Annotated in this window: 16 protein-coding genes; 7 read left to right on the top strand and 9 right to left on the bottom strand. The window is 71.5% G+C overall.

Annotated features, from left to right (window positions below; genetic code table 11):
- Nucleotides 1-2 precede the first annotated feature (2 nt).
- Entirely contained in the window at nt 3-497 is a 495-nt protein-coding gene (locus tag ACN260_RS07570) for a GNAT family N-acetyltransferase (RefSeq protein ID WP_422755298.1), read from the bottom strand.
- 148 nt (nt 498-645) lie between these two features.
- On the opposite strand from ACN260_RS07570, the gene ACN260_RS07565 reads away from it, so the two are divergent.
- The 3 genes from ACN260_RS07565 to ACN260_RS07555 are packed head-to-tail and all read left to right on the top strand — an operon-like array spanning nt 646 to nt 3,212.
- Entirely contained in the window at nt 646-1,512 is an 867-nt protein-coding gene (locus ACN260_RS07565; protein ID WP_422755297.1) for a DUF4397 domain-containing protein, read from the top strand.
- Nucleotides 1,509-2,216 carry a class F sortase gene (locus ACN260_RS07560; RefSeq protein WP_422755296.1) on the top strand — a complete coding sequence of 236 codons (708 nt, stop codon included), beginning with the start codon at nt 1,509-1,511 and terminating at the stop codon, nt 2,214-2,216. The genes ACN260_RS07565 and ACN260_RS07560 overlap by 4 nt, the downstream gene beginning before the upstream one ends.
- Before the next feature lie 48 nt (nt 2,217-2,264).
- Complete coding sequence (locus ACN260_RS07555) at nt 2,265-3,212, top strand: threonine ammonia-lyase (protein ID WP_422755295.1); 948 nt, start codon at nt 2,265-2,267, stop codon at nt 3,210-3,212.
- A 33-nt stretch (nt 3,213-3,245) separates the two neighbouring features.
- On the opposite strand, the gene ACN260_RS07550 is transcribed toward ACN260_RS07555, so the two are convergent.
- The 4 genes from ACN260_RS07550 to ACN260_RS07535 all read right to left on the bottom strand — a co-directional run bounded on the left by ACN260_RS07550 (nt 3,246) and on the right by ACN260_RS07535 (nt 11,038).
- Entirely contained in the window at nt 3,246-3,599 is a 354-nt protein-coding gene (locus ACN260_RS07550) for a DUF2203 domain-containing protein (protein ID WP_422755294.1), read from the bottom strand.
- Between the two features lie 49 nt (nt 3,600-3,648).
- Nucleotides 3,649-4,848, bottom strand: a complete 1,200-nt coding sequence (locus ACN260_RS07545) for an McrC family protein (RefSeq protein ID WP_422755293.1) — start codon at nt 4,846-4,848, stop codon at nt 3,649-3,651.
- Nucleotides 4,845-6,926 carry an AAA family ATPase gene (locus ACN260_RS07540; protein WP_422755292.1) on the bottom strand — a complete coding sequence of 694 codons (2,082 nt, stop codon included), beginning with the start codon at nt 6,924-6,926 and terminating at the stop codon, nt 4,845-4,847. The genes ACN260_RS07545 and ACN260_RS07540 overlap by 4 nt, the downstream gene beginning before the upstream one ends.
- 119 nt (nt 6,927-7,045) lie before the next feature.
- Nucleotides 7,046-11,038: an Eco57I restriction-modification methylase domain-containing protein gene (locus tag ACN260_RS07535; RefSeq protein ID WP_422755291.1), complete on the bottom strand. Its 3,993-nt coding sequence runs from the start codon at nt 11,036-11,038 to the stop codon at nt 7,046-7,048.
- 360 nt (nt 11,039-11,398) lie between these two features.
- On the opposite strand from ACN260_RS07535, the gene ACN260_RS07530 reads away from it, so the two are divergent.
- Nucleotides 11,399-12,232, top strand: coding sequence for an exonuclease domain-containing protein (locus ACN260_RS07530; protein WP_422755290.1), 834 nt, complete (start codon nt 11,399-11,401; stop codon nt 12,230-12,232).
- 43 nt (nt 12,233-12,275) lie between these two features.
- Here the strand turns inward: ACN260_RS07530 and ACN260_RS07525 are convergent, their stop codons facing one another.
- From ACN260_RS07525 to ACN260_RS07510, 4 genes are all read right to left on the bottom strand, one after another.
- Nucleotides 12,276-12,668 carry a PIN domain-containing protein gene (locus ACN260_RS07525; protein WP_422755289.1) on the bottom strand — a complete coding sequence of 131 codons (393 nt, stop codon included), beginning with the start codon at nt 12,666-12,668 and terminating at the stop codon, nt 12,276-12,278.
- A gap of 10 nt (nt 12,669-12,678) precedes the next feature.
- Entirely contained in the window at nt 12,679-13,107 is a 429-nt protein-coding gene (locus tag ACN260_RS07520) for a helix-turn-helix domain-containing protein (RefSeq protein ID WP_422755288.1), read from the bottom strand.
- A gap of 109 nt (nt 13,108-13,216) precedes the next feature.
- A complete protein-coding gene (locus tag ACN260_RS07515) occupies nt 13,217-14,290 on the bottom strand; it encodes an oxidoreductase (protein ID WP_422755287.1) in 1,074 nt (357 codons plus the stop codon).
- Nucleotides 14,287-14,640, bottom strand: a complete 354-nt coding sequence (locus ACN260_RS07510; protein WP_422755286.1) for a globin — start codon at nt 14,638-14,640, stop codon at nt 14,287-14,289. The genes ACN260_RS07515 and ACN260_RS07510 overlap by 4 nt, the downstream gene beginning before the upstream one ends.
- Nucleotides 14,641-14,911: 271 nt before the next feature.
- On the opposite strand from ACN260_RS07510, the gene ACN260_RS07505 reads away from it, so the two are divergent.
- Genes ACN260_RS07505 through ACN260_RS07495 form a run of 3 tightly spaced genes read left to right on the top strand, consistent with a single transcriptional unit; the run spans nt 14,912 to nt 17,363 of the window.
- Complete coding sequence (locus ACN260_RS07505) at nt 14,912-16,066, top strand: helix-turn-helix domain-containing protein (protein WP_422755285.1); 1,155 nt, start codon at nt 14,912-14,914, stop codon at nt 16,064-16,066.
- The gene (locus tag ACN260_RS07500; RefSeq protein WP_422755284.1) at nt 16,063-16,635 is read left to right on the top strand and encodes an isochorismatase family cysteine hydrolase; all 573 of its coding nucleotides are present in this window, start codon (nt 16,063-16,065) and stop codon (nt 16,633-16,635) included. Before ACN260_RS07505 ends, ACN260_RS07500 begins: the two co-directional genes overlap by 4 nt.
- Nucleotides 16,636-16,643: 8 nt before the next feature.
- Nucleotides 16,644-17,363 carry a 5-formyltetrahydrofolate cyclo-ligase gene (locus tag ACN260_RS07495; RefSeq protein ID WP_422755283.1) on the top strand — a complete coding sequence of 240 codons (720 nt, stop codon included), beginning with the start codon at nt 16,644-16,646 and terminating at the stop codon, nt 17,361-17,363.
- The last annotated feature ends 351 nt before the right edge of the window (nt 17,364-17,714 follow it).

Below are 17,714 nucleotides of genomic sequence, written 5' to 3'. Positions count from 1 at the left end.
GGTCAGTGCCTCCCGGACGCGACGGGCAGGCTGAGCCGCAGCGTCGGCCCCACGGTGGGCACGAACCCCAGCGAGCGGTAGAGCGGTTCCCCCTGGGGCGAGGCCCGTAGGTCGATCTTGCCGACCCCGCGCTGCCGGTACCAGTCGAGCAGCGCCTCCAGGCAGGCCCGGGAGTAGCCGCGCCGACGGTGCACCGGCTCGGTGACCACGTTGAACACGTACCCGGTCAGGCCGTCGGGGTTGCCGGGGCCGCCGAGACGCTGCTCGATGGTCCCGGTCGCGCAGGCCGCCAGGACACCGGGGCGGCCGGGGTCGTCGACGACGAAGACCGCCATCAGGTCGGCCGGCTCGGCCAGCCGCCGGTGCAGCACCTCCCGGGCCGCCTGCTGCCAGGGCCCCGGCGCGGGGGCCATCTGGTCGATGTCGGCCAGCATCACCCCACGCAGGCGAACGATCTCACCGGCGTCGGCGACCACGGCCCGTCGAACGTTGATCACGAACGGACGGTACCGGATGGCGGGCAGCGGCCTCCGGACCGCACCACGGTGATCGGAAACGACGGGGACACGACGATCGACCAACTTGCGGTCGGGTCCCGTCCACGGGACGCTGGGGGTCGGCACCGACACCACCTCCGGAGGCGAGATGCCCCAGCTCCGTACCGCGCCGCGCCGGCTGCTCGCCGCCGCCGGCACGCTCCTGCTCGGCACCGCACTGGCCACCGTCGGCGGCACCGGCCCGGCCGGGGCGGCGGCCGGTGACGTCGGCTACGTCCGGCTCGCCCACCTCTCCCCCGACACCCCGGCCGTGGACGTCTACCTCTCCGCCCCGGGCGCGGCGGCCCCGCAGGTCTTCCCCGCCGTCGGCTACGGCGTCGTCTCCCGTTACCTGCCGCTGGCCGTCGGCCGGTACGCGGTGGCGATGCGGCAGGCCGGCGCCCCGGCCAGCGAGCCACCGGTGCTCACCACCGAGGTGGCACTGCGCGCGGGCGAGGCGTACACGGTGGCCGGGGTGGGCCGGTACGCCGACCTCGGCCTGCGGGTGCTCGCCGACGACCTCAGCGCCCCGACGGCCGGCCGGGCGAAGGTGCGGGTCGTCCAGGCGTCCGTACGCGCCCCGGTGGTCGACGTGGCCGCCGACGACGGACCGGCCATCGCCGACGCCGTCCGCTTCGCCACCACCACCGACTACCGGCAGGTCGAGCCGGGACGCTGGCGGCTGCGCCTCGGTGGCGGCGGCGGGCCGGGCACCGACGCCGAGGTGACCCTCACCGCGGGACGGGTCTACTCGCTGCTGGTGCTCGACGGCAAGCGGGGCGGGTTGACCGTCGAGCTGCGCGAGGACGCCCGGGGTGGCGGGACCGCACCGGCGGGCGGGGTGCCGGCGGGAGCCGGCGGGCTGGCCACGGGCGGGCTCGGGGCGTACCCGGTGATGGCCGGCGGGGTGCTCGCGGGGGCCGTGGTGGTGGGCACGACGGTGCTGGTGCGGCGTCGGCGGCGACCGGTCTGGTGACCCGGCCCGGCTTCGCGATCCGCCGGCACCGCGCCCGGCCCGCGCCGGCCGCCGTCCTGGTCGCGGCCGGCGCAGCGTGCTGCCTCGCCGCCGGCACCGGCGTCGTGCTGGCCGCCGGCACCGGCCTCGGCCGGCCGGGCGCGGCACCCCGACCGGTCGCGGTGGCCGGGGCGTGGCAGCCCGGCTGCGTGACCGGTTGCGCCACCGGGGCCGGCACCCCCCGCGCCACCCCGGCATCCCCCACCCGGGTACGCGTCGCGCGGATCGGCGTCGACTCCCCGCTCACCACGCTCGGGCTGGACCGGGCCGGCATCCTGGTCCCCCCGGCGGACTTCACCCGGGCCGGCTGGTACGGCGGCGGCCCGGCACCGGGCGACCCGGGGCCGGCGGTGATCGCCGGTCACCTGGACTCGCGGCGCGGCCCGGCCGTCTTCGCCCGCCTCGGCGAGGTGCGCCCCGGCGACCGGGTCGAGGTGTGGCGGGGCGAGCGCCGGGTGACGTTCCGGGTCACCGGCACGCTGCGCACACCCAAGGACGCCTTCCCCACCGCCACCGTGTACGGCCCGACCCCCGGCCCGGAGCTGCGGCTGATCACCTGCGGGGGCGACTTCGACAGGCGTGTCGGCCACTACCGGGACAACGTGGTGGTCTTCGCCGTCGCCGACCCGCCGGTCGACCCACTTCCCCGCTCGGCGGCCGGCTGACCCGCCCACCGGCACGGCCCCGCACACCCCGCCCGCTAGGCTCCGGCGGTGCGACTGACCAGCGTGGACGACGTCCTGGCCGCCGAACGCCGGCTCGCCGGGCGGATCGTCCGGACCCCGCTCCTGCCCTGCCCGCAACTCGGCGACGAGTTCGCGCTCGACGTCGCGGTCAAGGCGGAGAACCTCCAGCACACCGGCAGCTTCAAGGTCCGGGGAGCATTGAACGCGCTGCTCGCCCTGGCCGAACGGCAGGCGACGCCCACCGGGCTGACCGCCTTCTCCGCCGGCAACCACGCCATGGCGGTGGCCTTCGCCGGGCGCGCCTTCGGCCTGCCCGCCGTCGTCTGCATGCCCCCGCACGCGGTACCCACCAAGATCGAAGCGGTCCGCCGGTGGGGTGGGGAGGTCGTGCTCACCGACGACCTGCTCGCCACCTGCGAGGAGATCACCGCCGAACGCGGCTACCACCTGCTGCCGCCGTTCGACGACCCGGACGTCATCGCCGGCCAGGCCACCCTGGGACGGGAACTGCTTGCCGACGGCCCACCGCCGGGCCTGGTGCTGGTCCCGGTCGGTGGCGGTGGGCTGATCAGCGGGGTGGCCGCCGCCGTCCGCCGGGCCGTGCCGACCGCCCGGATCGTCGGCGTCGAGCCGGCCACCGCCAACGTCGTCGGCCACGCGCTGCGTACCGGCGGCGACGCCCCGGCGACCCGCCCGGTCTCGATGGCCGACGGGTTGGCCGCCCCGTTCGCCGGCCGGCTCACCCTGGCCCACGTCCGGGAGCTGGTGGACGACCTGGTGGAGGTCACCGAGGCGGACATCCGGGCCGCCTGGTGGGACCTGATGGCCGCCACCAGGCTGCTGCTCGAACCGGCGGCGGCGGTCACCCTCGCCGCGCTGCGCACCGGTCGGGTGACCGCCGCCCCCGGCACCCGGACGATCCTGGTCCTCAGCGGCGGCAACGTCTCCCCCACCACGCTCACCACCCTGGCCTGAGCGCCACCGCCCCGGTTGGACGGGCCGGGCCGGTCAGCGGATGGGGCGGCGGCCGGCGAAGCCGCACTCGACGCGGTGGTACCAGCGCACATCGGGGTCGCCCTCCAGCCAGCACCACAGCACCGCCCGGCCCTCGTGTTCGCCGGGGAAGTCGAGCAGCACCGGGGCGATCCCCTTGACCTGGATGTCGTGCGAGTTCAGCTCCTCCAGCACGCCGTGCAGCCGGGCCTCCAGGGCCTTGACCTCGGCCCGACCGCCCAACGCCGACATCCCTCCGTCGGCCAGGTCGGCCCGCAGCTCGGCCAGGTCGGCCCGGATGCCGATCAGCTCGTCGATGCGGGGGTGCAGGGTGGCGACCAGGTACCGCGCCTGGGCGAGAGTGAACACGGGGCCAGTATGGGGCATCCGCGTGATCCGTACCGACCCGTCCGCCGGCTCAGTCGGCCTGCGCGGCCGGTACCGGCCCGGAGCTTTCCCGGGCGACTTCGTCAGCCAGGAGCCCGACGCGAGCCAGGAGCGCCGAGGGGTCGGCAGCCAGGTCGAGTGTGTGGCAGACGATCTCGATCCCGGAGTTGCGGACGACGTGCCTGATGGGCGGGTGCTCGCCGAGGGCATAGACCAGGTGCCCCCGGGGCAACCGGTAGGCGACGCAGTAGGCAAGCATCTGGTAGACGTCCTCACGGGCGGTGTCCGCCTTGTACTTGGCGTCCACCACAGCGCCCACCTCGGCCCGCCTCCGCCGCCACACGATGTCCGGCCGCAGGTCCAGGCGACCCTGCTCGTCCAGATGGTGACGCGCCTGGAAGGTGACCGCGCCGCCGTGTTTCGGCACGATCGCCGCACGGAGGGCGACCGAGAGGAAGTCCTCGTACACCCGCCACATGTCGAGCAGGAAGGCATTGGACAGGATGCCACCCCGGCCGGCCTCGATGGAGGCGTCGGCGAGCACCAGTTCGGCGAGCCGAAGTGCGATGACCAGCCGTTCGTTGAGCCGCGTCCGATGCCAGTGCGGCGCGGGTTCCCCGGGCCGCAGCCGGGGAACGCCGGCCAGCCGCGCGGCGAGATGTCGGAGCATCCGCCGGGAGACGACGTCGATCCCCGGCACCCGCAACATTCGGTCGATCGCGGTGGCGAGGATCCGGTTCTCCGGGATGTCAACCGTGTACTCGTCGTGGCGGATCTCCAGCGGCAGGGGCAGGCCCGGTCGCCGCCCCAGTTGCGCGGTCTCGCGGAGGCGACCGCGAAGCACCGGCGAGGTGTCGTCTACGGTCCGGTAACCCTGGAGCAGACCCTGACGCAGCGCCCGGTCCGTCTGTCGCCACAGGGCAGCCGCCAGCGCCGGCACCAGCCCCGCGTGGTCGGCCAACGGAACGGTCTCATCGCGCCAACCCGTCGGGTTACGGGCGTAGCCGACGAGGAACAGCAGTCGTTCGATCGGCACCTTCGGCTCGATGTGCAGCTCGACGTTGCCGATCCGGGCCGCACCGACCTTCCTGCCGGCGCGCACGGCCCACATCCCGACGGCCGGTCCGGGTCGCACGTCGACCACACCGGCCACGGCCAGCCGACGGGCTTCGTCGGCGTGGAGGCGTACGTGCACGGCAGGGCCGGCCTCGCGGAGCTGGATCAGCGTCATGACCGGGGCGGCAGCGACTCGCGCAATGCGTCGAGGCCGTACCGCTGCTCGACGTCGACGTCGTCGGCGTAGTGGTGCTCGACGAGCAGTGGCAGGATGTCGTGACGCCAGACGCGGTCCAGCCCGTCGGGCCTGGTGTGCACCGACTCCCGCATGAAGTGGGACGGGCCGACCGCGTAGTCGGCGTCTTCGAGCCGGCCGTTGAGCGCATCGAGCAGCTCCGGTGCGTCCGAGTCCAGACCCTCGCGGTCCAGCCAGCGGCGAAGCAGGCCGGCGACCGGGGGCTTCGTCGGATGCAGTTCGACGAAGGCGAATCGACGCCGCATCGCCGCGTCGACCAGGGCGATGGACCGGTCGGCGGTGTTCATGGTGCCGATGAGATAGAGGTTCGGCGGAAGGGTGAACTCCCCGGTCGAATACTGCAATCGGATGCCCTGGTCGCGATACTCAAGCAGGAAGTACAGCTCGCCGAAGATCTTCGCCAGGTTGCCCCGGTTGATCTCGTCGATGATCAGGATGTACGCGATGGAGGGGTTCTCCCGAGCATCGTCGGCGAGCTGGCGCAGCGGGCCGGAGGTGAGCTTGAACCGCAGTGTCCCGTCGTCGCCACTCGCCGGACGGAAGCCCTCGAAGAAGTCCTCGTAGGTGTACGAGGGATGGAACTGAATCAGCTTCACCGCATGCGACTCGGTCAGTTTGGCGGCCAGGTTCTTGGCCAGGAAGGTCTTGCCGGTGCCGGGCGGCCCGTAGAGGATCACCTGCCGACGCTCGGCGAGCAGGTCGCGTAGCTCGGTCAGCCACCGGATGTCAGTCAGCACCTCCTCGGAGATCTGCGGGGTCACGTCGGCCAACCGTGCTTCCGGGGCCGGTTCGACCACCGGCTGCTCCGGTACCAGGTCGGCGAAGAGCCGGTCCAGCGCATCGAGGGCGTCGGTCAGGTCGATCAGGTCGTCCTGGCTCTGCGTCAGGGTGGGCAGTGGCCCGGTCAGGTCGGTGAGGTCGCGGGGCGATCCCACGTTGAGCCACCGGGCCGGGCGACGCAGGTTGGATCGCCGGTCCGGCGACTCGACGAAGTAGGCAAGGCCGTCGACCTGGCCGAGATAGACCTCGCCGCGGTGCATCGTCATCAGGTAGTCCCCGGGCCGCATCCTGCGCAGGAACGCGCTGAAGTAGCCGAGCAGCTTCTCCCGCACCGAGTAGCTCTTGTGCCGGTACTCCTCCTCGACGACCTGCTGGAGGCGCTGCGAGTCCACCTCGTCGTCCAGCTCCGGCAGCTGTGAGGCGGCGAGCGACACCCAGCCCTGCGCCAACCAGTCCGGGACGAGGTCCACCCCGTCGACGTTCGAGCCCCGTACCAGCCAGGCCCGGCGGGCTGCGCTCTCCGGTCCCACCGCCTCGGCCTCCGCCATCCGTTCCCGCAGGAAGTCGGCGGTGATCCGCTGCTCCGTGTTGGCGTGCCGGCCCTCGAATTCGACCCCTTCCCCGGCCAACTGGACGCGGAGGTCGTTGCCCCGGTGCTTGACGTGTTGGTGCATCGCCAACGGCACCTGGCCGTCGGCCTGGAGGACCCGGTGCGAGTTCTCGACGTACGTCTCGGCGAGCAGGTGGGCGATGTCGTCGGCCGAGCCGTCGACGAGGTCCGCAAGGTCGTCGTACGCGGTCCAGGAGCCGGGTGGGACGAGTTCGAGTGCGCTGGCGAGGGTGTGCAGTCTGCTCTCGTACTTCTTGCGGGCCAGCTTGCGGTTCCGATACACCTCGCGGTACCGGCGACCGATCTCGGCGTAGAGGTCGTCGGTACCCGGGTAGGAGTCGAGGGCCTTGCGGCCGGCCTCGGTGATCCACCACAGGCCGTCGCGTTTCACCAGCCAGCCGGCCGTCGCGGCGTCCCCGGTGTGGAACCTGGCCGCCACGTTCCAGGCGGGCACGCCGTTCTTGTGCGGTTTCCGTTCGACGTCGGTCAGGTCGATCCGTTTGGCGACCTCGTCGAGCACCTCCCGGCCATGCATCCGACCACCGTTGTCGCGCAGCACCTCCAGACAGGTGCGCAGCAGCAGCCCGTTCCGGATCATCTCTGACATCACGCTGACCTTTCGGAGGGCGGCGATCGGCGATCATGACACCCTACGGTCCGTGGACGCGAGGGAGCTACGGGTGTCCGGCATCGCGCGGTGGTGGCCTCGGCGGGCAGGTGAACCCGTCAGGCGACACCGGCCACCGGATGACGCGGTCCGTGCCCGGGAGCGGGTGCCAGCGAGGGCGCGAGGGGCTGGGCCGATCGGATGCTGCGGGTCATGCCGTCGTACCGGTCGAGGATCAGGCGTTTCATCCGATACTCGCCATGGGTCCGTTCCTGCCGCTGCCGCAAGACGGTGAAGGTGTCCAGAACGTGGTCGACCTCGTCGCGGGCAAGGCCGTAGAGCTGGAAGTAGGCCGCGTCCAGCTCCGCGCGGATCAGCTCCCGTCGCTGCGGGTCCCAGACGAACGGTGGTCCGTGGTCGCCCAGGTCGCGGGCGTACGGCGCGAGGTCGTCGGCGGTGTAGGTCAGCTCCAGCACCCGGGCGGTGATCCACGCCGCGAGGCTCGGCGCGGCCGGATCCCACGGCACCGGTCGTTCGTAGCTCTCCGGCGGCAACACCGGCAACTGCTTGAGGACGAAGTACGCCAGCGAAGTGCCGGAGAGCTTCTGTCGTGTCACGTAGTCGGCCACCATCGCGCTCAGGTTGGCGTGCAGGTAGGCGGCGGACGCGGCGGGGAACATCAGGGGGAACTTGTGGCCGGCGCCTGCTCTCGGAAGCACCGTCGGAATCAGTGAGCGCTCGTCGGTGCTGCGGCAGATGTCCCGCCAGCCGAGCAGCCAGCCGCGCGGCCACCGCTGCCCGAGCCGGTCCGCGACCTCCTGTTCGGCGACCCAGTAGCGCGGGAGCGCGGTCGCCGCCGGGTCCCGGTGGGTGTCGTCGTCGAGCCTGGGCAGCGTGCCGACGTTGAGCTGGGCTTGCGTGGCACCCTCGTACGTGCCGAGCCGGTGGTCGAAGTGGTGCACCATCTTCGCCTCGTACAGGGGCAGCATCCGTTCTCCGCCCCGGAGGAAGACGTTGCGGTGGAGCCGCCACCCTGTCTGGACGAGCCGGTCGAAGGTGTGGAACAGGCCCGAGTCGGTGGCCATGTTGAACAGGCCCTGACGCAGCCAGAGCCCCCACCGGTTGCCGGCGGGGTCGTCCTCCCGCCAGAGCACGGGCACGCGACGGTAGATGTCGAGGGTGATCTCGGCGTCCCGACGGGACAGGAAGACCGGGCACGTGCCGGTGTTGGGGTTGAGCAGTTCGATCTCGTCGGGCGTCAGCCGGTAGGCCCGGGACGCGAGGTCCGCGACCTTCCGGGCCCGGAAGGCGAGTGAGATCTCCGAACTGCGCCGCTCGGCACCGCCCAGCGTCAGCAGCGCGAAGCGGACCCGATGGTCCACCCCCGAGAAGAGCCTCTCCTCGTTCTCGAAGTCGTGGAGCGACACGAGACTCCCGCCGCTCACCACGTCCTTGAAGAATGCCTGGGTGGTCGCGTCGGTCGCGATCCCGGTGGGCAGGATCATCCCGAGCAGGCTGTTCGGCGCGGCGACGGCCCGCGCGGCTTCGGCGAACACGGCGTACGTGTTGAGCCGGCCGGCACCGGTGAGCGGGTATCTCCCCGAGGCGCGGACCAGATGACTCACCCCGCTCACCTCGCGTTGTGCGGTGAGCAGTTCGCCGTAGAGGTCCTGCCCGGTCGTCCGCAGGGCTCTGACGAGTTCGCGGCGGGCGGCGGCGTGCCGCGCCCCGGCGATCCCCTGGTCGCGGCCGGCGAAGAACTCCTCCTGCTTGAGTTCGATCTTCTCCCAGGGCGGGTTGGTGAGGATGCAGGAGAAGCCGCCGGTCCAGCCGGTCGCCGGGTCGACGCCGACACCGTCGGGTGGGACGGGGAAGATGTGTGGGAACTCGATGTGCCAGTGGAAGAAGCGGTACTGCCGGCTCATCGTCCGGACGATCTGGCGGGCCGCGTCGACCGCGCCGCCCTGCTCTCCCTCGGCCAGCCGTTCCCGCATCCCCTCGGTGAGCGCGTACGGGCGGGTGCGTTCGGTCTTCGGCCCGACGAACGCCGCGCACCAGGCGTCGGCGAGCAGCCGCTTGTGCGCGCGTTCCTCGTCCAGCGACTCGGCGCGTTTGGCCTGGACGTGCACGTCGGCCAGCGACTCGCAGGGCGCGAGGTGGGCGATCGCCCGCGCCTCCTCGGCGAGGTCGAGGTTGACGCCCCCGGCGTCACCGAGGGGCCGTTCGCCGCGCCGCTCGGCGGCGTTCTGCTTGCGTAGCGCGTTGGCCACCGCGCGGTCGTCGCCGTCGAGGGCGACGAAGGCCGAATCCGGAATGCCCCCGCGCAGCATGGCCGGCGTCGCGCCGAGCAGCGAGTTGCCGACGCGGATGTTGGCGTCGAGATAGCCGAGGGGCTTTCCGGGCTCGACCGCTTCCAGCCAGAGTGACACCTTGGCCAGTTCCGCCGCCATCTCGTTGAGGTCGACCCCGTAGCAGCACCGGCTGACGACGGTGCGCAGCGCGGCCCGGACGGCGTCGACGCCGGGTTCCGGCTCGTCGGTCTGCTCGGCCGCCAGTCGCTTGGCGAGCCGCCTCGCGGCGGCGATGAGGAAGTGTCCGGACCCGACCGCCGGGTCGCAGATGGTGATGGCGAGCAGGGCCGCCTCCCGCTCGGCCCGGGTCGGCTTGTCGCACGCCTCGTCGAGCAGCGGCTCCAGCGTGCTGTCGAGCAGGCTGTCGACCAGGGCGGCCGGGGTGTAGTAGCTGCCGCTGCGCTTGCGGTCGCTGCCGTTGAGCCGGGAGAAGTGGAACCGCTTCCGGGTCGCGTCCCAGTGCGGGTGCAGTTCGAGCAGGGCCTCGTAGACGCTGCCCAGCTCTTCGGCCCCGAGGTGCCGGAAGTCGACGAGTTGCCGGCCGCCACGGCGCCTGGCCAGCACGCTCAGCGCCTCGACCGCCTGGAGCAGCGCGGCGTTGGTCAGTTCCGCGCCGCAGAGCGGGTCGTCCAGGACGCTGTGCTCGAAGATCCCGCCGATGCCGGGCAGGCCGACGGTGCGGGAGCCGGTTTCCGAGCCGAGGATGCGGAACACGAGTTTGACGCTCTGCCACAGGTCGCCGTGGCGGGAGTAGCGGCGGACCATCGCGAGCCGGCGCAGCCGCTGCGACGACAGGTAGGTGTCGTAGCGCCGGTGCGCGGCCTGGTCGGCCGCCGGGTCGAGCAGCAGGTCGCGGTCCTCGACGACCATCCAGAAGAGCAGTTTGTAGACCAGCCGGAGCAGCGAGCGCTTGAAGTCGCCAAGCGACAGTTCCGTGCCGATGACGTCGCGCAGGTGCTGGTTGGCCGGGTGGTCGAGGAAGCCCGTGCCGAGGAGTTCCAGCGCGGCCTCGACTCCGCCGCGCAGCCGGGTGAGGGCGCGCTCGCCCTGCTTCGCCCCGTACGCCCGCCACTGTTCCAGCAGGCAGGACGGCGGACCGACCTCCTCGTCGCGGACCTTGAGCCGGCTGGCGTGCGCCATCCGGAAGAGCAGCACGAAGTCGGGGAACAGCTCACCCTCGAAGATCGACTGGAGGTCGAACTCGATGTACGACGACCCGACGAGGCTGGTCGAGTCGCGTAGCAGGCGCAGCCGTTGGCCGTTGGACAGCACCGCCCACAGGTGTTGGTCGCTCTGGTTCAGCAGTTGCTGGACCATGGCGTGCGGTGCCGCGCCCGCCGGGCCGCCGGCCCGACCGGTCCGCCGGTCGAGCTCGGCGTGCCACGGCAGCAGGTGCATCGGCACGGTGCGCCGCCACCAGTGGCTGACCGGGAACGACCGTTCCTCGACGGGGATGCCGCCGGCCAGCGGCTCGTAGTCGCCGTAGTGCAGCTCACGCAGCAACGGACGGAGCCACTCGTCCCGGGTCAGTCGCGCGACCGACGCCGAACGCCGCGTCCGCCGTTTCGTGAAGTCGAGGTAGGTGTCGCGCAGGTAGAGGTATTTGGCGTTGGCCAGCCGCCGCACGGATTCGCTGGCGGCCAGGTCGTAGGAGGCCGGGTCGATGCCGGGGACGTCCGGATCGCCCTCGCCGATGCGCTGCACCACGCCGCCGGGCAGCAGACCCCCGACCACCTGCACGGCGGGATACGACAGCGCCATGTCCGCCCTCCCCAGGTCGGCAGAACCCAGAGCTGACACCCGGCAACGAAACGATCACCAGAGGTGTCGAACCGAGCCTATAGATCCACCTGCATGCCTACAAGGCCGCAGGGGACAACCGGTTGTCGCCTTGTCGTCACCGGAGCTGACCGCGTCGCTGCCCAACGGGGCCGCCCGCCAGACGGGAACCGACGAAGGGCCGCCGGCGACAGTCCACATTGGTCTTCGGATCGCCCCGCGTGGTGGGTGCCGGCAACGCGCACCATGATCCAGGATCTTGGGGCGCGCGGCCTTCCGCGCCTCGTCCCCGACGCCCGCACGTGCGGGTGCATCCGCTCGACCGAACCAGGAGTCCACAACGTGATCAACAAATACCCCGGTAACTGCGGCACGTGCCGACGGCGGGTGGAGGCCGGGGCCGGGCAGCTGATCAGGAGCGGGGCCGGCTGGACCACCTACCATGACGGCTGCGCGCCGGTCGTGACCGCCCCGCCGCCGGGCACCCACCACGGGTGGCACGAGCTGCCGGTGGTGGGCTTCGACATCGAAACCACCGACAACGAGCCGTTGGACGCCCGGATCGTCTCCGCCGCACTGGTGTACTCCGACGGCACGACCGCACGGTGGCTCATCAATCCGGGCGTGCCGATCCCGCCCCGCACCACCGAGATCCACGGAATCACCGACGAGATGGTGCGTAGCGACGGCCGGCCGGCCGGGGAGGCGCTGGCCGAGCTGGGCGCGGCCGTCGGGAAGGTGATCGCCGACGGCACGCCGCTCGTCGCCTTCTGCGCCCACTACGACGTCACGACGTTGCACGCCGAGCTGGCCCGGCACGCCCTGCCGTCGCTGGACTGGGACCGCGCCGTCATCATCGACCCCTCGATCCTGCACCAGGAGGTCGAACCCCGCTGGTACGGCAGCCAGAAGCTCGGTGACCTGTGCAGGTACTACGAGGTGCAGCTCAGCTCCGCCCACGACGCCACGAGCGACGCCCGCGCCGCCGTCGGGATGGCGCTGTCGATCGCGGCCCGGCACGAGCGCATCGCCCGGATGTTCCCCGACGACCTCCACCGGGCGCAGGTCACCTGGTACGCCGCGCAGAAGCGCAAGCTCCAGGCGTACTTCGACCGACAGGGCCGCGACGAGCGGGTCAGCCTGGAATGGCCCCTGGAAACCAGGCGACGCCGATAGGCCACCCCTTCCCAGCCGCCAGTCCGCACCGAATCGAAACAGGTCAGGGCCAACGACCTTCGGCCAGGTGCAGCGCCTCGATGGCGTACGGTGCGAGCGCGTGGTCCGGGAAGTCGCGAAGGTTGGCGGTGACGATCACCTCCGCGTCGGCGGCCACGGCGGCGGCGAGCACATGGCGGTCCTCGGGATCGTTGGTCATTTCGGCGACGAGGTGCTCATAGCCCGCGACCATCGCGGTTGGGAAGTGTTCCCGCATGACCTCGACCCTGCGTTCGGCCTTGGCACCGGGCACCGACGGCGGCAGGTTCCGGCGAACCTCGTCGAGGATTGCCCGCGTCCAGAGCGGGCGGTACAGGTCCTGCTCGGCGCAGCGCAGCAGAGTGTCGGCGAGGACGCTGGGCACGAGGACGCAGGCGTCCAGCACGGCGACGATCATCAGCGGTCGGTCACTCGTCCGGCTGGTCGGCTGACTGCTGGCGACCGCGCCGGATAGCTTCGTCATAGACGCCCATGTCGATTGCGTCCGCCGTCAACTCGTCCAGGGCCTCACGGCGCGCTCTCGACCGGCGTTCCTTGTAGGCCAGCACGTCGTGCAACGCGACGCGGCGGCTGGAGTTGGGGCGGGTGTAGGGCAGCACCCCGTCGTTCATCAGCTTGACCACCGTCGGGCGGGTCACGCCCAGGATCGCGGCGGCCTCCCCGGTCGACAGCTCGACGTTCTCCGCCATCACCCGCACCGGCCGCCCGCGACCGAGGATCGACACGACTTCGGCGAGTGCCTCGCCCACCACGGGCGGCACGTCGACCGGTTCTCCGCCGTCGACGATCAGTTGCAGCCGCCGCCCCCGCAGCGACCGCCGGGCGAAGCGCTGCAACTCGTCACCGTTGGGCGCCGATCCGCCTGCTGGTACCACCGTCACAAGACCCTCCGACATCGTCGATCCCGCCACCACGATACCCGCCAAAACGAAAAAAACGATAGAGTTAGGCAACAGGGTCGGTCGGCAGGTGGATGCGGTCGGCCGGCACCCCGGCGGCGAGCAGCCGCAGCCGCGACCCGGCCAGCATCGGCGGCGGCCCGCACAGGTGGACCTCCTGGCCGGGCTGGTAATGGTCCAGCGCGACGGTCAACGCGTCGCCCCGCTCCCCCGCCCCGGCCAGCGGATCGTGCGAGAACGCCGGCACCAGGGTCAGCCAGTCGTGGGCGCACTGGAGCTTGTCGAGGCTGATCGCGTCGTAGAGGTCGGCGAAGGCGCGCGCGCCGACGACCAGGGTCACCCGCCGCCCGGCCGGTGCTGCGGCGACCTGCTCGACGAGGGCGCGCAGCGGCGCGAGGCCGGTGCCCCCGGCCACCAGCAGCAGGTCCGCCCGCGAGGAAGGGTCGAGACCCAGCCCGACGTCGTGCGGCGGGCCGAACCAGAGCGGGTCGCCGGGGCGTACCGCGTGGACCAGCGCGCGGGAGACGGCGGCGACCGCCCGGACGTGCAGTTCGACGGTGCCGTCGGGGCGCGGGGCGTTGGCCGGCGAGTACCAGCGCCACCGGCCGGGCCAGCGCCCGGTGCAGACCGGCACCGCCTGGCCGGGGCGGAACGGCAGGCGTCGCCACGGGCGTACGGTCAGGATGGCGACGCCGTCGGCGGGCCGGTCGTGGTCGATCACCTCGGCCGGCCACCAGGCCGGGCCACCGCCGGCCCGCGCGACGGCGGGGGTCACCGCCGTCGACGCCCGCCGGGCGGCCACCGCCCAGGCCGCCGCCAGCTCCGGCGTCCCGGGCACGTGCCGGGCGACGGTGGCGGTGAGCGCGGCCTCGACGGCCACCTGGTGCGGCAGCAGGCGGTAGCGGCGGTAGGCGTGGCCGAGCACGGCCAGCAGCGCCGCCCGCCCGGCCGGGTCGTCGCCGCCGCTGGCAAGCCGCCCCAGCGCGGCGAGGAACACGGCCGCCGCCCGCTCCGGCAGCCGCCCCGGGCAGCGGTCCTCGACCGCGCACCAGAAGTCGTCGGCCGCCGCGCGGGCGTACCGCAGGGTGGTGGACCACGAGGTGGCCAGGGCGGCGGTCACGCGCCGGCCTCGTCGGCGAAGGCCCGCCGGGCCGCGTCCACCGCGCCGGCCGGCACGTCCAGCGCCCACAGCACCCCGGCCAGATAATCGACCACCCGGCGGTGCTGCTCCTCGGTCAGGCCCAGGCCACGCCACGCCCCGGCCGCCGGCCGGGCGATGTCGCCCGCCGGCCCGCCGAGCGCCACCGTGAGGATCAGCGCCAGGTGCCCGGCGAGCCGGACCCGATCAACCCCGATGAGGTACGGCGCCAGCTCGGCGTCCGCCGCCACCAGCCGCAGCCACCGGGCCACCGCGTCGCGCACCCCCGCCGACCCGAGCGCTTCCAGGGGGTACGGCCCGAGCCCGGTCACGCCCGCCGCCAGGTGTCCAGAATCGCCGCCATGTCACGCCCTTCCGTCGAGATCACGAAGTGGAACGGCACCGGGGCGGGCGGGGGCGACGCAGACGCGATGGGGGCCGCGCCCCGCCGGAAACCCAGCACCCGCCCCGGGCCATGCGTCCACCCTGGCCAGAAGGGCACTCCTTCGGTACGACTACGCTCTGCACCTACGCTGTACCAGTTCTGAAGTCGAGTCGCTGAACTGTTGGGCGGCCGGTCTCGAAGCGATCGGGGGCGGATGGATGACGACCGTGCAGAGGTGGACCGGCCGGGAAACCCGGGCGCTGCGCCACGCCCTGCGGATGAGCATCCGCGACTTCGCCGCGCACCTCGGCGTCAGCGATCGCACGGTGTCCAAGTGGGAGGCCGGCCGGGAGACGGTGCAGCCCCGACCCGAGATGCAGGCCGCTCTCGACACCGCCCTGCGGAGGGCCAGCGAGGAGGCGGTGAGCCGGTTCAGCGCAATGGCGGGTGAGAGTGCCGTTCCTGCTGCCGCTGGCGGATACCGCATCCAGTCCCACAAGTTCATCCCCGCGTTCATCGGAGCGGAGGCAGCGAAGATCCTGGCCGGACTGCCGCAGGTGAATCCGCGTCCACACGAATGGCTACAGGTGTCGGCGACGAGGGTCCCGCACCCGAACGGTCGGTGCACGGCTCACGTCTTCGCCTGCGGCGTGGTGGTGTTCCACCTCGAACAGGAACTCGCCCCCACGCACCTTGCCGAACTCGCCGCCTGGCGGTACGCCAGTTACGAAGAAGACCTGCCATGGGCCGCCCGTGAGGTTGGACAGCTCCTGTCGGATCAGACGGAGTGCCGGGCGGCGGTGCCGGAGTATGTGATGTCGATGTATCTCCTGCACGAGCCGGGATGCCGCCGCGAGGACCTGGACAACGCCATTCGGTTGCTGAGCCTGCCAGCTGTCCTGGTCGACCGCCACGCTACGCCTCGACCACAGCCCGTTCCGGAGCAGGTGGAGCGAGGGCTGTTGACCGAGGGAGTCGACCAACTCCCCGCCGAGCCATTCGGCATCGCTGGCGTGTCCGTCGGCTTCGCCGCCTGGTCAGGGTTGGCCTACCACGCGATCTCGCCGGACCGTGCCCTCACCGCTGATGAACTACTCTCGCTGGAGATCGACGTGCAGATGTTCTGGGCCTACTGCCGGCACATCCAACAGGCAGTGGAGGAGGGTCGAGACCCCGTGATGCCGCAGCGGTTCGGCTGGCGCTTCCTGAGGGCCGCCCACTCGCGACTCACCACTGCACGAGTCCAGGAAACGGCACAGCACTGCCTGATGCGTGAGGCAGCCGTGACGACGAGCGGCCTACCGGACCGCCTGGCACAGGCCCAGGCGGCGCTTCGCGAGGCTGAGACGATGAGAGTCGGAGTCAGCGCATGAGCAGCACGCGGGCGGCGTTGGTCGTCATCGACATGCAGAACGGCTTCATCAACGACCAGAGCCGGCACGTCATCCCCAAGGTCGTGGAGCTGGTCGAGCGGTGGGAGGCCACGGGACGGCCGGTCGTCTTCACCCGCTACCACAACTACCCGGGCAGCCCCTTCGAACGGCTGATCCACTGGTCGAAGGTGCAGCACGCCCCGGAGACGGACATCGTTCCCGAGCTACAACCACACGCCGATCGGGCGCGTGCGGTGATCGACAAACGCATCTACTCGTACTTCACCAGCGAGGGAGCGGACATCGTTGCCCGGGAGGGCTGGACCGACCTCGTGTTCTGCGGTGTCGCCACCGAAAGCTGCGTGCTGAAGTCAGCGGTGGATGCCTTCGAGCGTGATCTCACCCCATGGCTCGTCACGGACGCCTCGGCAAGCCATGGCGGTCCAGTCGCCCACGACGCCGGCCTGCTGGTTGCCCGCCGCTTCATCGGAGCAGGGCAGCTCATCAACGCCAGCGAGGTGAACGTGGATGCCCGCGGGCGGGTTGGCAGCCAAATCGATCCGTCGTAGGAGTCCGCTTGGATATCGACGGGGCAAAACGCGAGGTGCGCGAAGCGGTTTGGTCACGGCTGGAGCAGGCCGGCCAGGCGCTTTCCCCCGGCGCTCACGGGCGCATCCCCAACTTCGTCGGAGCCGAGTTGGCCGCCGAGCGGCTTGCCCGACATGCCGCGTGGCGTAGCGCCAGCGTCGTCAAGTCCAACCCGGACCAGGCCCAACTGCCGGTGAGGCTACGGGCGCTTGCCGACGGCAAACTCCTCTACATGGCGGTGCCGAAGATCGCCGACATCCGGCCCTTCTATCTGCTCGACCCTGCCGGTCTGAACGCGGCTCCCGCCGACATCGCGACCGGCAGCGGCGCGGCGGACCACGCGCCGAAGGTCGGCATCAGCGAGATGCGACCGGTGGATCTGGTGGTGTGCGGCAGCGTCGCGGTCAACCGTGACGGCGTGCGGATCGGGAAGGGCGCGGGCTATTCGGACATCGAAGTCGGGCTGCTCACCGAGGCCGGCTTGGTCGGCCCGTCCACCATCCTCGCGACAACGGTCCATCCGTTGCAGATCGTTGACGGGCCACTCCCCGAGTCGTCACACGACTTCGGCCTCGATCTGATCATCACTCCGGACGAGGTGATCGAGTGTCGGCGACGACAACGTCCGACCGGCATCTACTGGGACAGCCTCAGCGCGCAGAAGATCGACGCCATTCCAGTCCTCAAGGCATCAGCGGCGTCTGGATGAGGCAGGTGGGCGCACTCCTGACATCCTAAACCGTCAACAACGTGCAGGATGACGCCGTCAAAGATCGCAGCCCGGCAGGCCACTTCATGGGTGAATTATCCGCCACAACCGGCCTGATATAAGAGATGTTCCCCATTTATGACAAGACCGGCAGTCACCAACTTCTGCAATCCGTCAATGCCATGCGATTCGACCATCTCTGAAACCACTATCGCCTTGTAAGACGAGAGCGCGAGAATCAGCCTTTTGGCCGTCGGGGTCGTCAAGGGAGCAACAGCAAGGATGTACTCCTCGGCGTCGCGCTTCAGCCTTCGCAGTTCGTCACGAGCGGGTGACGTCAACCCACTCGTT

Source organism: Micromonospora sp. WMMD708 (assembly GCF_049315245.1).
Classification (GTDB): domain Bacteria; phylum Actinomycetota; class Actinomycetes; order Mycobacteriales; family Micromonosporaceae; genus Micromonospora; species Micromonospora wenchangensis.
This window is presented reverse-complemented; position numbering and strand designations above follow the sequence as displayed.